Raw genomic sequence first — 13,620 nt, forward strand, 5'->3', positions numbered from 1 at the left:
GTACTTACTCCCAGAATCAAAACCCGGCTACAGCGGGTCTGTCAAAATCCCCTCGCAGATATGCAAATATCTCGCCTTACCATCTTGCTCAATTCTGAACAAGCCATTCTCAAATTCGGTATGCAATTCATGAAAAAATTTCCCTTTAATAAAATCAGTTCCCTCCGGCTCATCGCTAAGCTGATAAACCCCGCCGTTTTTGACCAGATAAGAAACAACGCCTTCTTCATGCGTTTCCTCAAGACCCGCGCGCATCCGCTGGACAGCCACGACATGCAGATCCATCATCTTCATTTTGCTGATCAGCTCATTGACAAAGTTGCGCTTGGTCAGCTCCTGCCACAGCGTCTGTGCGGACTGTCCGATAATGATCTGAGTTACTTCCTTTTCTTCAGCAGCTTCAACGATTACATCTGTAGTCTTGCGGCCCCGGCGTTTGCGGACCATGAACTCAGCCCCGGCTTCCTCGGCCAGACGTTTCCAGACAGCCATAAACATTTCCTTGCTCTGATTGTATTCATCCGTGTCCGAACTTTCGACATTAAGCACATACAGCGGTGCCCCGATAAGCTCGGACAGCTGGACACCGCGCCGGATTAGACGCTCTCCGTGGGGACCATAATGAACACAAACCATAATCTTTTCCTTGTGAATGACCTTCGCCCTCCTGTTTGAAATGGGCAAGAAATACAAAAGGAGCCTACTGGCGTAAGGCCCCTTTCTGTTGTTCTGTACCCTTAAATGTTATATTTAAAGTATATCTATTCCGATACTGTTTGTAAAGTTTACGGACATGGTAAAGTCACGCTAACAGGAAGCAGGGATTACGATGATCTATGTTGCGCTACTCAGAGGGATCAATGTGGGCGGTAACAACATCATTAATATGAAGCAGCTCAAACAGACGTTTGAACAGGCCGGTATGACCTCCGTAACCACCTATATCAATTCCGGGAACATCATCTTTGCTGCTGATTATCCGCAGGAAGATTTGCCGGAAATACTCGAACAGGCTATCTCGAAGGACTTCAGCCTTCACATTAAAGTTCTGATCCGGAATCTGGATGAAATCAGCAAAGTCATAGCAGCCCTTCCTGCCTCTTGGAGCAATGACGACAAGCTCAGAAGCGATGTCATGTTCCTGTGGGAAGAAGCAGACGATGAATCCATACTGGGCAAGCTCCCGCTGAAGCCCGGAATCGGCACCCTCCTGTACGTTCCCGGCGCCGTATTGTATTCCGTGGAGCGCGAGAATGTAATCCAAAGTGCAATGGCCAAGCTCATCGGCAGCACGGTGTACAAGCTCATGACCGTGCGTAATGTGAATACGACCCGCAAGATTTACCAGCTTATGTTGGCGGCAGAAGCGCAGCGGGCATAAAAGCCTTCACCTCTTGTATGCGCACCGGTTGCTCTGAAGCCTCAAGGCCGCACCTAAGGCTTATGGCTATAAGCTCTCTGGTACGGCCTCTATTTATCGCTATGGCAGATATCTTTCGGCTATCCGGATTACCTTGCCATCCTGTGTAGTAACGGTGCAAAGCATCCCGGAGTCTGACATTATATCAAGCCGCTCTATAAATTCCGCCCTGCTGACTGCTTTGGGTGCAGCGCCGTCCATAATAGTGAACTCTGCTTCGTTAGACAGCTCCAGCGGGTCCTTGATGGCGAGCTTATTCAGGACGTAGAAGCCTCCCGGCATATCACGCTCCGGGTCAATGCCCAGCCTCCGCAGCCTGGCCGGATCTTCATCCTCAGTCAGCCACTCTGCGTTATCGAATTTAAACCCTGGCTCCGCCAGAGTCATACCGCTAACGTAGCCCAGCAGCTCACTTATGGGAGATATAGTGAAATCTGCAGCTGTTGCCGGAATCAGCAGGTCTATCTTCTCCTTGGCTATGTTCCAGCCAAGCTCATCCTGCACGAACCTAGCTGCGACCTGCTGAGGGTCCAGCCGTTCAGCCGCCTGCTGCCCCTGGTCTGCCTCTGCCTGCAGCCCGGCAAAATAATCGGCGGATGATAAGGATGTATCCGGAGTCTCGTAATACTCATAGCCGTTGCCGTCCTTCCAGCGTTCGACAACCCAGATGCCCGAATCGCCCTGCACTGCCGGCTGGGACAGCAGCAGATGGGCAGAGGTTCCATCCGACATCACAAACTTCGCAATCGCATGATTACCGCTGTACATCTCATGTTCCAGTATCCCTTTGCCCTCGAAGAAAACCTGCAGGGCCGTTTCCCTACCGGCCGGTGTGCCCAGATCGTATGGTCCGCTCCAGATTACACCTTCGTAGCGCGGGGTGCTTCCTTCATATGCAAACACAAGCACCGGCTTCCCCAAGCTGCTGTCCTCGGTAATTTTCCCTTCCACCTCGTTCATCCCGCCTGCCAGCGGCAGTCTGCTCATGTCTTCCGGCTCCAGCCGATATTCCAGTCGCCACAGCTCAAGCGGCTCCGGCAGCAGGCCCTCTACCCGGCCGGCCTGCTCGAACACGGTCATTTCGCTGTCTACAATGACGGCGTCTTTTATCCCGTTCTCAATCCCGGCTATCTGGTCCGCTATATATTGCCTGGCATAATCTGCTTCGGTCAGCTTTTGTGAGCGCATATTCCCCGTTATACCAGCAACTGCAACAGTTATAATAACTACTGCTGCTGCTGACGTAACCGCCCAGAAGGACGGCTTCCGGTAATTCAGAATATTTTTGATCCGCCCTTTCGTGCTGTTCTCACCGAAGGCAAGCGGAGTTCGGCCTGTGAAGGTCCTGCCTGTCGACAGCGAGAGCAGAGAGGTAGAATAGTCCTTCTTAATGCTGCTGCCCAGCTCCCGGATCACCGCCTCATCGCAGGATTTCTCCATATCCTCATCCATGGATCGGACAGCCAGCCAGATGAGCGGATTGAACCAGTGCAGGCAGAGCGCGGCAAAAGCGGCCAGCTTCACCAGATGGTCAAGCCTGCTGATATGAACCTGCTCGTGCCGGATGATATAGCCGCGTTCATGTTCTCCAAGCCCTGCGGGCAAAATAATGCGGGGCTTCAGCAGGCCGAACACGAACGGAGTCTTTGCCCCGCCCCACTCGTAGAGGTTTCCACTCTGATGCCGGGCCCCCTTCAATTGTCTGTTTAACCGGATGGCTGAGACAAGGCCGCCGCTCAGCATAACTGACATTCCGCCAAGCCAGATATAACCCGCCACAGTCTGCCAGTGTTCAGAGGATGATTTGGCGGCTTCAGCTGCCACAGGCATTGTTCCAGCCATTCCCGGTGAAGCAGAACCTGCCGCCACGCCGTCCTTATCCGCAGTGATGCCGCCAGTAGCGCCTTCTGCCGCTCCAGATGGCTCTGATGCTGAAACCAGAGGACGCTGCACTAATGTCTTTGTATCGTCTGCGGCTGTCTGCAGATTGCCTGTTCCCAGTTCCGGCAACAGACTGTAAGACGTTTCAAAGGATAAAGGACAGAGCAGACGAAACAGCACCGCAAACCAGAGGATATAAGAGAGCAGCTTAGGTGCCTTTCTTAGTATAAGCCTGGCAATCAGTACAAGCAGGATGACATAGCTTCCGGCAACGCTCATTTGCAGCACGGTCTGAAAAATAGCCGTCATGACTATTCCTCCTCTTTCTCGTTAATCAGCTTCAGCAGCTCGTCAATCTCCTTCTCTTCCAGCTTCCGGCTGCGTGTGAACGCAGCGAGAAACCGCGGCAGCGATCCCCCGAACGTCTCTTCCACGAACTGCTTGCTTCTCTCAGCATGGAAATCCTCCTTGCTGATCAGTGACACCACCGTGCCGTCTCCGTTATGAAACAGCCCTTTAGCCTCCAGCCGTTTCAGCATGGTATAGGTAGTCGATTTCTTCCAGCCCAGCTCGGCTTCGCACAGCTTCACCAGCTCTCCGGAGGGCAGCGGCTCCCCCTTCCAAATCAGCTCTGCTAGTCTGGCCTCTGTTTCCGTCAGCTTTACTGTTTTCAATATATTCAACCCCTTGCGGTTTACAATTTGTAGACCTCCTGTTTTTACCAGTTTACAACTTGTAGACCGGTTTGTCGATACACAAGTACATAAAAAGATAGCAGGCGCACCTACTGCTTGTTTCAATCTCCTCAAGTTTTTTATTACATTGAATTTATTGTTAAAATCTTCTATATTGCTTAGCCAGCACAACATTTGAAGTGTACCCAGGGCTCCCTGAAGTTCCAACGGTAACAGCATTGCTGGAGCTTGCTAACAGGAAGCTGAGCCGCTTTTTAGAAGGATATGAAGTGAAGCAGATGCCGCAAATTCATGTCCGGCTGGATGAAGCCATCCTTTTGCCAGGGGATGCATGTCTCCAAACTGCAGATTGGGATGCAGAGTATGCTTGGTTTTATGTCGAGCCGGGTGATGGCGGAGGGACGGATGCCTATTACTGTAAGGTTGATGAGCTTACTTTGGAGATTTGGGATAGTTTCAGAGAATATGGCGATACATACATCAATGTGAATGATTCCTTGTCTATCGGTCATTACTGGTCTTTCCGCAGATCTGCGGGGCAGCCTGCCATTATCAATCTGGCTTATGGCCTTATTGCCTCTGCTTTGGCTGAACTGACAAAAGGATATATTTATTCTGATGACGGGGCCTGGTATGGCAGACCTGTAGGAGCGGATAAGTTTGATTCTCTCTACTTTATTGCAGAAAAAGCTGACACTATAGGGAATGCCTTATGGTACGAGAATTGTTTGGAGCAGATCGTTACTGAGTACACCGGCAAGCCGCTAGACCTCAGGTATCAGCAATTTGAATGTAATGAACGATCCAGAGAGCAGCGTTTAGTATATTATCCTTCGGGCAGGCTATTTAGCGAAGGTCCGGCTGAGGAGGACCGGCTGTTTATGATGTTAAGCCTCTGTGGTGATTTCCCTTATTGGATCATTAATCTTAATGACCTTGCTGTGGACAGAGATGCTTTATTCCAGCAAATACGGCTGCTTGATGTAAAAAACGGACACCGTTTAACAAATCATCCTGTTACAGCATTTATGGCTGAGTACAAGAACCTTAAAATACTTCTTGAGCGTCCGGATGTGGACTTTTGGGCGAATCCGTTATGCATTGAGGATGCAGAAGTGTTGAAGCGGCAGCTTACCTGAACACCTATGCCTTTCAAATTGATGGCCGGATCAACGTTGTCCCAGAGCAGCCGATTCGGTCTTTTGCCGTGTCTAAAAGATTTATTCTTGATTAATCGTAATTTTTACGATAATATCTTTATTCGTAACTATTACTAATTAAGAGGGTGCATCATGAAAATGAGTTCACAACTATCTCCGCTGCGTTATCTCTCCTCCCGCACGGCCTTCCGGCTCTGCCTGAGTCTGCCCATGCTCGTTATATTGACCCTATTAAGCGCATGTTCAGAGCGTCCGCAAAGTGCCTCAGATGAACGATCAGATAAAAAGCATATCCACTTCCTGTATAATTTCTCCACCCGTTCACTCGATCCGCATGTCGATTCCAGCTATGTCCCGCTGCGCGCCGGCATTACCGAAACGCTGGTCAAGCTGGACGAAGAACAGCTTAAGGTCGTCCCTTGGCTTGCTGAATCCTGGGAAGGAGAGGACGGTATCCACTGGACCATTAACCTGCAGGAAGGCATAACATTCCACAACGGCAAAGCAATGGACGGTGCAGCTGTAAAAGCATCGCTGGAGCGGGCCATGACCGAGAACGTCGCTATCCGCAATGCGCTTAACATCGGGCAGATTGTAGCGGAGGGCAATCAGCTGCGGATTACGACTACCCTGCCTTTTCCTGAATTCATCAGTGAGCTGGTCAACCCGAACGTATCTATCATTGATGTGACGGAGGGTGATTTCAACCAGCGGCTCACCGGCACCGGCCCGTTCCGGCTTGCCTCCTTCGCCCCGGGCAGCAAGCTGGAGCTGGAGCGCTATGACGACTACTGGGACGGGGCGTCCAACCTGGACTCCGTCACCTTCTCCTTTAACGAGGACGCCAATGCCCGCACGCTCGCTCTGCAGTCCGGCCAGGTTGACATTGTATACCGTCCCGAAGTGGAAAGCCTGGAAGTCCTTCGGGCACAAAAAGGGATCGAAGTAGAGGCCACCTCTACCTTCCGTGTGCATCAGATGACGATGAACATGGAGCGCAACAGCATGCAGGATGTCCGGGTCCGCCGTGCGGTGGATGCGCTGATTAACCGGCAGGAGATCGTGGATACCATCCTCCTCGGCTACGGTGAAGCTGCAAAAGGCCCTTTCCTGCCCTCCCTGCCATTCGCCCCTTCCTTTGAACCGGGGCCAAGCGGTGAAGCAGCGGCTGTCCAATATTTGAATGAAGCAGGTTACAAACTTCAGGACGGGGTTATGCAGAAGAACGGCAAGCCGCTTCAGCTTGTACTGCTTACATACAGCGCCCGCGCTGACCTTCCGCTGATTGCCCAGGTCTTCCAGTCAGATGCGAAACGGATCGGAATAACGGTGGAAATCCGCCAGATTGATACGCCCGAGGACTATATGGCCTCGAACCGGGATTGGGATCTGGCCACCTACAGCAATCTGACCGCTCCCCGCGGGGATGCCGGCTATTATCTCAATGCCACCTATCACCCGGACGGAGCCCTTAATTTCAGCGGCGCCGAACAGCCGGAGCTGACCGCTATTATTGATAAGCTGAATCAGACCGTGGGTGCCGAAGAACGTGCAGTATTAGCAGAGCAGGCCGCCAGCTATGTCCATGAGCAGATGATCAACTCCTTCATCCTTCATCCGTCCACCATTGTCGCTTATAACAGTGAGAAGGTTAAGAACTGGGTAACTACCCGGAGTGAGTATTACATGATCACGAATGAACTGGATGTTCAGGAATAATGCTGCGTCTCATTGCCCGCAAGTTTCTAGAAGTTGTCCTGTTTCTGCTCTTTATAACCTTTATCAGCTTCCTGTTCATCCGGCTTGCTCCCGGAGATCCCGCGCTGACCATCCTGAACGTTGACGAGCTCTCGGTAAGCCAGGAACAGATTGAAGCCTTACGCGAGGAAATGGGCTTCAATGATCCGCTCCTTGTCCAGTATGGGCACTGGCTGGGACGATTTCTGCAGCTGGACTTCGGCAATTCTTATGCCACCGGCGAGCCGGCCTTTGAGCTGATTACTGACAGCCTGCCGGCTACGCTGGAGCTGACATTAGGCTCATTGGCAGTCATGATCATGCTCACCCTGCCGCTTGCCTCTTTGTCCGCGCTTTACCGTGACAGCTGGCTCGACAAGCTCAGCCGCTCCCTGTCTGTGATCGGTGCAGCCGTGCCCAGCTTCTGGCTCGGCCTGATCCTGATTGATCTGTTCGCCGTCCAGCTGGGCTGGCTCCCCACAATGGGGCGCAGCGGCCTCTCTTCGATGATCCTGCCCTCCCTCACCCTCGGACTGGCGATTTCCAGCGTCTATCTCCGGCTGCTCCGTTCCAGCCTGCTGGACTCGCTGGGAGAGGAATTCATCGTCTCCGGCAGAGCCCGGGGCATTCCGGAGTGGCGCATCTTCTGGACTTATGCCTTCCGTCACAGCCTGCCGCCAGTCATAACGGTGTTTGGCGTCAGTCTGGGCAGCCTGATCGGCGGAGTCGTCGTCATCGAGGTGCTGTTCGCTTATCCCGGCATCGGCAAATTGATTGTAGATTCCATCCGCCAGCGTGATTACCCGGTTATTCAGGGCTATATTCTCGTTATGGCTATTACTGTATTTGCTGTGAATACAGGGGTTGATTCTCTGAACCGTTATTTGAAGCCTGAGCTCAGATTAAAAGGAGGCGGGGTGTAGAAATGCTGCGCTTGCTAAAAGAGACTCAGACCAGTCTTGCCAGGAAGCTTCAGCTGGGCGCAGCCGTTATATTCGCTGCCCTCCTGCTTCTTGTATACCTCTATACAGCTTTTGTTCTGCGGCATGACCCGACGCTGACGGATCTGGGCATCCGCCTGCAGGGGCCAAGCCTGAACCACCCGCTGGGAACGGACCATCTGGGCCGTGACGTGCTGACCCGGCTGATGCTCGGGGGCCAGCAGACCATCGGATACAGCCTGCTGGCCCTCGCCGCCGCACTGTTGATCGGCACCGCGGCAGGCATGGTAGCCGGTTACCGCGGCGGCTGGCTGGACCGCGTCTTCATGCGTATTGCCGACGGCTTCCTGGCCTTCCCGGACATGATCGTCGTCATTGTGCTGAGCGGGCTGCTCGGACCCGGTCTGCACAGCATGATCATCGCCATTGTAATGGTAAAATGGGTCAGCTATGCCCGGGTAGTACGAACCACCGTTATAACCGAATCCAAGCAGGATTACATGCTCGCTGCCCGTACCAACGGCCTGTCTCCGGCCAGAATGCTCACCAGGCATCTGCTCCCGCATATTGCCGGACAGGTACTGGTCCTGGCCAGTCTTGATCTGGGAAAGGTTATTCTGCTGATCTCCTCATTGTCGTATATCGGGCTTGGTGTACAGCCGCCGACACCGGAATGGGGAGCGATGCTAAACGACTCAAGGCCCTACTTCCAGCTTGCTCCCGAGCTGATGCTCTTCCCTGGACTGGCAATTGTATTAGTCGTCCTGTGCTTTACGGTACTGGGAGATGCAATACGGGATCTCTACGACGTTAAAAAGGAGGTGCGCGGATAATGCTGCAGTTTGATGAAATTACGATACGTAACCGTTCACGGGTGCTCGTTGACCGTGTGTCTATGAATGTCCTGCCGGGAGAATGGCACGCCCTGGTCGGGCAGAGCGGCAGCGGCAAAAGCCTGCTCTCCCGCAGTGCCGGCCTTCTGCTACCGCCCAACCTGTCTGCCGAAGGCAGCATCCGTTTGGGTGATACTGAGCTGACGGGAATGAACCGCCGAAGCATCAGACAGGTGTTAGGCCGGAGGCTGGCTTACATCTTCCAGGATTATCAGGCTGCCTTCGCTCCCTTCCGTACTATCGGACAGCATTTCAGCGAGGCGATCGCCCTCCATGATAAAGAACACCTCAAAGAAGCCCGGACCCGTACCGCTATTGCCCTGGAATCCGTCGGACTGGAAGGCAGTCTGGCGGGGCGGTATCCCTTTCAGCTAAGCGGCGGCCAGCTGCAGCGCGCCTCCATTGCGCTTGCCCTGCTGTTCACACCGGATGTGCTTATTGCGGACGAAGTCACTACAGCTCTTGACAGTGTCAGCGGACACCGTGTACTTAGCCTGCTGAACAGGCTGCGGCTGGACACCGGCTGCTCCATCCTGTTTATCACCCACGACTGGCGGCATGTCCGGCGGCATACCGACCGGATTGCCGTCATGAAGGAAGGACGGATTGTGGAGGCCGGAGGAACGCACAGGGTGCTCGATCACCCGCGTCACGATTATACGCGCCAGCTGATCGCTGCTGCCCCTGTGCTGACCCGCCTGCCGTCCGGACTGCAGGAGGTGGGCGGGTGAATACATCTCTGCTGTCCGTAGAACAGCTGACCAAAGAATACAAGAATGGCAAACACGCTATCCGTGGCGTAAGCTTCAGCCTGGAACAGGGCGAATGCCTGGGCCTTGTCGGAGAGAGCGGCTGCGGAAAAAGCACATTGGCACGCTGTCTGCTGCGGCTTGAGCCGGTAACTGGCGGCACCATAACCTTCAAGGGGAAGCCGATCCAGCAGCTGAATGAAAAGCAGCTGAACCCCTACCGGCGGGACATGCAGATCGTGTTCCAGAATCCTGCTGCGGCCCTTAATCCGCGGCTGCGCATCAGAGATAGCCTGCTGGACCCGTATAACCAGTACGGCCGCCATATGCAGCACAACTATTTCAGCTGCTCTTCCCGCTCAGCCTTTGTTGATGAACTGCTGGAAGCAGTAGAGCTGCCCTCTTCCCTCGCCGGACGTTATCCCCATGAGCTGAGCGGCGGCCAGAAGCAGCGGGTAACCATAGCCAGGGCGATCAGCATTGAACCGGCAATGATTGTGCTCGATGAGCCGACAGCGAGTCTGGATGTGTTATCCCAAGGGGCCATTCTCACGCTGCTGGAGCAGCTCCAGCGCCAGCTGAATCTGGCTTATCTGTTTATTTCCCATGATCTGGCTGCAGTCAGCCGGATGAGCAGCCGCCTGCTGGTAATGCGTGAAGGGCAATTCGTTGACGAATTTGCCCGGCAGGAGATGTTCGCGGAGGACAGGCATGAATATACGAAAGAGCTGATCTCCATCTATTGAACAAAACAGAGCCCCTGCTCTGTTTTTTCTGTATTTGCGGCAAGGCTTGTCCATCCCCTCCCCTTCGTTTACAATGAAACAAATTGATAATCATTCTTAATTGGCGTGGGAGACGAGATTGCCGGATGCACAAACACATCCATTTGGAATCAGGCATGGGCATGTCCCGCTCGTGCTGGGGGCTTGTGCAGCCGCTGATCGGGGAAGCAACGCGCGCTGTCGTTTACGACCGGGCAGGCATCGGCCGCAGTGAAGCCGACTCTGCTCCACAGACGCTCGCCCGGATTGCCGGGGATCTGAGTTTTCTGCTGCAGCAGCTTGGCAGCGGACCGTTCATTCTGGTCGGCCACAGCAGGGGGGACTGGTTGTCCGTACTGTGGCAGCCTCACTTGGCCCCGCCCTGATCCGCGGGCTGATTCTGGTCAGCTGATCGTGGACGAAATTAAGCGGATGCTTTGATCACCCGCAAGCTCCCCGCAAAGCATAAAAAAGCCCGCATAGCATGTGGGCTTAATAGCATACTCCTTTACCGCTCCCGGTTCACCACATAATGAAGCAAATGCTTCAGGAAAGGGATATTGCGGGGAATTTCTTGCAGCGCGTCACTTGCCAGACAGTAATGCTGCCACATTTCCTTTCCGGCACCATCCTGCCCGAGAATCGAGACGAAATTCGACTGGTTATTGAGTACATCGTTGCCGGCGGGCTTGCCGAGCACATGGGCTTCCCCTTCCACATCCAATAGATCATCCCTGATCTGAAAAGCAATCCCCATATGGTAAGCAAACCGCTTCAGTGCTTCAATCTCTGTTTCTTCCGCTTCAGCCAGCATCGCCGGCATCACCAGACAAGCCTCAAAAGCGACTCCTGTCTTGTAAAAGCATATCCTGTTCAGCTGCTCTAAGGTCAGAGCCTTACCTTTGGAATCAATATCCATCATCTGTCCCATGCACATATCCGCTGCCTTTTGCGCCGAATACCGGATCAGAGCGAGCACAGTCTCCGGCTTGAAGCGGATCAGGGACGCCTGCTGGAAGGTCGCCTGCTGGATCAGGTACAGTCCGGTTAATTCGGCTACCGCGCTGCTCTGAACCTGGTGCAGGGTCTCGCGTCCTCTGCGGGTCGGGGCGTTGTCCTGCGAAGGCAAATCATCAAAAATCAGCGATGCCGTATGCATATATTCCAGCGACCGCAGCAGAGGCATGATTGCCGGTGCGTCCAGCCCGTATCCGTTCACCCCCATAACCCAGGTCAGGATGGGACGCACCCGCTTCCCGTCCCCTTCCAGACTATAATTGGCGGCATGGATCAGCCGTTCCTGCATAGCCGGAAGGCTCTGCGGACTGCTGAACCTCAGTTCATTGTTGATCAGGGAACGGACATTTTGCAAAGTGCCGGAGAATTCCTCCTGCTCGCGGGCATCCAGTTTGAGCTGATCGATTAACCCGTCACGCAGCAGCTTGTCAAAAAAGTCCACGTCATCCGCCTTGCGGACCATTTTCTGCAGTAACCGGTTAAACTCCCCTAACCCGCCAGCAAAAAGCTTCATTATCTCATTGTATTTGACGGCTCCGGCACGTTCCCTGTAACGTTTAAGCCCGTTGACCGCCCGGTCCAGTATCACTTCGCGCGCTTTGGAATCAGAATGGTAGACACTGTGAATCAGGTTGGCTACAACCGCCCAGTAGACTTCAAAAGGATTGATCAGATCAGGCCTTTCCTGATGATACTTTAAATAATAAGTATACGGGGTGACAGCCCCGTCTTTCAGATCTTGCTCCATATCGGCAAAATCATCCGCCAGCTGATTGTAAATGCCAAAGAAAAAGGTCCGCTCCTCAAAGCCTTCATCCGGGGGAGCACTGATCACCGAACGGGCAATCAGGCGGGATGAGGACGATTTCAGAATGACGGGGATATACAGCTCCTCATTGGTGTATCCCTTATAGGAAAGAAGCTTGACACGGTCAATATCCTGAGCCTGAAAAAAGACATGGGACTGGGCAAAAAAGGTCTGCCGGCTGTCCGCATCCTGATGATCCCTGATATAGACAAATGCTTCTGTAAGCTCCTTATGGATGTACTGAATCAGCTCCTTGTTCTGACCGGACCATACGCCTAGCTCCGGCACTTCCCCGGACAGCAGTGCGCTGCCGATTAATGCGGAATACTGCTCCTTTTCAAGGGGATTCAGAATACTCGAATCCAGCAGATCATCCACAAACGGATAGGTCAGGCCATAGGAATAACCGAGCCTCACTGCGGCATCCAGTCTGCGGGAGCGCTCCGCCGGCGCTGCATCCTCCCCCATTTCCTCAATAACATGCAGGACAACCCCGATAATAATCTTGATCAGCTTGCGCTGGGCATGCTCTGCGCTCATTCCCTCGGGAATATGGGCAGCTACAGCCCGCAGCTTCTTGAACAGCCAGATGATTGCCGTTTCTATGCCTTCCTTCCGGGCCCAGCGGTATACCTCCGCAAGATTCATAAACTCCGGGCCCGTAGTGCCGTTCCTGCTTGGGGGTCTTGACAGAAGCCGGCTCATATCATCAACCGTCCGCTGTATGCGCCGCTGCGTCTCCGGGGCATTCAAATCCTTGCCTAAATCTCTCATGTACATATAAGAGATACTGCGGTTCAGATATTCTGTCAGCTTACCTGTCACTTTAAGCCACTGAATGTACCGGTAAAAATCCCGCGTGTCCGGTTTACGGCCTGCTCGGGAGAAAACGGATAATCCGCTGAAGCGTCCGAGATGATTTCTTTTCCATATCTGAATGTCTTCGGTCAGAACCGCGATTTGCGAATTGTTAGTAACCTGGTTATGGAGTGCCGTGAAGTATTTGAGCGCCTTCTGTTCCGCACGGCCATATTCCTCTGTTGCTGTCTTCCTGAAGTTTTCTTTCATTCGATGCACAACCCTTGGCTCTTATTTGTACTGTAAACAGCCGGATTTGTCCTGTTGAACAAACACGGTGCAGGCTTTTTATCCTCCTTATACGGACTGTGGGCAGGAAGGTTACGCCCAATCCATATTGCATCTGAACTTACTAGAGTAAAGGGCTGGGTTTAAACCAGCCCCTCCTCATCAAACCGTACGTGAGGTTTTCCCTCATACGGCTTTCCGATGTTCGTCATTCATGTGCATGCAGATCACAATAGCGTTTTTAGTCCATACCTATTGGCCATATACTTAACCTCAGATCGTGAACTTATCCATCTCCCGCGTTGTCTCTTCTTTGCGTACCACCGGGTTAAGCGTTGCAGAATATACCAATCCAGTTTCGCTAATCTCTTTTGGCTGTAGTTCGTGTAGTAATAATTTCTCCATCCTTGAATCTTCGGATTGAGCCATTCTACATGCTCCGCGAACGATCTTAAGCGCATGCTCGGTG

At 53.1% G+C, this 13,620-nt stretch carries 13 protein-coding genes; 8 read left to right on the forward strand and 5 right to left on the reverse strand.

Annotated elements, in window-relative coordinates:
- Positions 1-27: 27 nt before the first annotated feature.
- The gene (locus tag BLR64_RS28475; RefSeq protein WP_090719909.1) at positions 28-636 is read right to left on the reverse strand and encodes an adenine nucleotide alpha hydrolase family protein; all 609 of its coding nucleotides are present in this window, start codon (positions 634-636) and stop codon (positions 28-30) included.
- Positions 637-829: 193 nt separating this feature from the next.
- On the opposite strand from BLR64_RS28475, the gene BLR64_RS28480 reads away from it, so the two are divergent.
- Positions 830-1,381, forward strand: coding sequence for a DUF1697 domain-containing protein (locus BLR64_RS28480; protein ID WP_090719911.1), 552 nt, complete (start codon positions 830-832; stop codon positions 1,379-1,381).
- 99 nt (positions 1,382-1,480) lie between these two features.
- Here BLR64_RS28480 and BLR64_RS28485 read toward each other — a convergent pair whose 3' ends face one another.
- The gene (locus BLR64_RS28485; RefSeq protein ID WP_090719913.1) at positions 1,481-3,610 is read right to left on the reverse strand and encodes a M56 family metallopeptidase; all 2,130 of its coding nucleotides are present in this window, start codon (positions 3,608-3,610) and stop codon (positions 1,481-1,483) included.
- A 2-nt stretch (positions 3,611-3,612) separates the two neighbouring features.
- Complete coding sequence (locus BLR64_RS28490) at positions 3,613-3,975, reverse strand: BlaI/MecI/CopY family transcriptional regulator (protein WP_090719916.1); 363 nt, start codon at positions 3,973-3,975, stop codon at positions 3,613-3,615.
- A gap of 290 nt (positions 3,976-4,265) precedes the next feature.
- Here BLR64_RS28490 and BLR64_RS28495 point away from each other — a divergent pair, with 290 nt between their 5' ends.
- The 7 genes from BLR64_RS28495 (at position 4,266) to BLR64_RS28525 (ending at position 10,626) form a co-directional block, all read left to right on the forward strand.
- On the forward strand, positions 4,266-5,135 hold the full coding sequence (locus tag BLR64_RS28495; protein ID WP_139172132.1) for a hypothetical protein: 870 nt from the start codon (positions 4,266-4,268) through the stop codon (positions 5,133-5,135).
- A 231-nt stretch (positions 5,136-5,366) separates the two neighbouring features.
- A complete protein-coding gene (nikA, locus tag BLR64_RS28500) occupies positions 5,367-6,875 on the forward strand; it encodes a nickel ABC transporter substrate-binding protein (protein WP_244157871.1) in 1,509 nt (502 codons plus the stop codon).
- Positions 6,875-7,816, forward strand: coding sequence for a nickel ABC transporter permease (gene nikB / locus BLR64_RS28505; protein ID WP_090719920.1), 942 nt, complete (start codon positions 6,875-6,877; stop codon positions 7,814-7,816). Before nikA ends, nikB begins: the two co-directional genes overlap by 1 nt.
- Before the next feature lie 2 nt (positions 7,817-7,818).
- A complete protein-coding gene (gene nikC, locus BLR64_RS28510; protein ID WP_090719921.1) occupies positions 7,819-8,667 on the forward strand; it encodes a nickel transporter permease in 849 nt (282 codons plus the stop codon).
- Complete coding sequence (locus BLR64_RS28515) at positions 8,667-9,458, forward strand: ATP-binding cassette domain-containing protein (RefSeq protein WP_090719923.1); 792 nt, start codon at positions 8,667-8,669, stop codon at positions 9,456-9,458. The genes nikC and BLR64_RS28515 overlap by 1 nt, the downstream gene beginning before the upstream one ends.
- The gene (locus BLR64_RS28520; RefSeq protein ID WP_090719925.1) at positions 9,455-10,222 is read left to right on the forward strand and encodes an ABC transporter ATP-binding protein; all 768 of its coding nucleotides are present in this window, start codon (positions 9,455-9,457) and stop codon (positions 10,220-10,222) included. Before BLR64_RS28515 ends, BLR64_RS28520 begins: the two co-directional genes overlap by 4 nt.
- Before the next feature lie 125 nt (positions 10,223-10,347).
- Positions 10,348-10,626 (forward strand): alpha/beta fold hydrolase, encoded by a 279-nt coding sequence (locus BLR64_RS28525; RefSeq protein WP_090719927.1) that lies wholly within the window; start codon positions 10,348-10,350, stop codon positions 10,624-10,626.
- Between the two features lie 122 nt (positions 10,627-10,748).
- On the opposite strand, the gene BLR64_RS28530 is transcribed toward BLR64_RS28525, so the two are convergent.
- Both BLR64_RS28530 and BLR64_RS28535 read right to left on the reverse strand, forming a co-directional pair.
- Complete coding sequence (locus BLR64_RS28530) at positions 10,749-13,133, reverse strand: polyprenyl synthetase family protein (protein WP_090719929.1); 2,385 nt, start codon at positions 13,131-13,133, stop codon at positions 10,749-10,751.
- 245 nt (positions 13,134-13,378) lie between these two features.
- Positions 13,379-13,612: a group II intron maturase-specific domain-containing protein gene (locus BLR64_RS28535; RefSeq protein ID WP_090718575.1), complete on the reverse strand. Its 234-nt coding sequence runs from the start codon at positions 13,610-13,612 to the stop codon at positions 13,379-13,381.
- Positions 13,613-13,620: the final 8 nt, after the last annotated feature.

The sequence above is a fragment of the Paenibacillus typhae genome (assembly GCF_900099765.1).
In the GTDB taxonomy this organism is placed as follows: domain Bacteria; phylum Bacillota; class Bacilli; order Paenibacillales; family Paenibacillaceae; genus Paenibacillus_AQ; species Paenibacillus_AQ typhae.